This window comes from Citrobacter sp. VF227 (genome assembly GCF_052950715.1).
Map to the genome: position 1 here is coordinate 1 of NZ_JBRFVF010000557.1, position 442 is coordinate 442.

General features: G+C 69.5%; 1 protein-coding gene. It reads left to right on the top strand.

Annotation, left to right across the window (positions count from 1 at the left end):
* Window positions 1–442, top strand: a 442-nt coding sequence (locus ACU8YC_RS27840; RefSeq protein WP_446896374.1) for a GAF domain-containing protein, incomplete at both ends; no start/stop codon positions are given.

Sequence of the window (442 nt, forward strand, 5' to 3'; positions counted from 1 at the left end):
GTTGGCCGGGTGGGCTACGGCACCGTTGGCTCGGACGGCGAGAGCTTCGTGGTCGAGGAGGACTGGACCGCGGCGGGTTTCCCGACGCTGGCCGGCCGCTACCGCATGGACGATTACGGCCTCTACGCCGAGGACCTCCGGCAAGGACGGACGGTCGTCATCGGCGACGTGCGCGAGGACCCGCGTACCGCCGCCTCCGCCGTGACCTTGGAGGCGGTCTACGCGCGCACGCTGGTCAACGTGCCCATCGTCGAGAAGTGTAGGACGGTGGCGGTGCTGTACGTGAACGACGACCGCCCGCGTTCCTGGGGCGAACCGGAGGTCGCGTTCATCCGCCAGATCGCCGAGCTTACTCGCCAGGCCGTCGAGCGGCGGCGCGCGGAGGAGCGCCAGGACCTGCTGAACCACGAACTCTCCCACCGCCTCAAGAACACGATGGCGA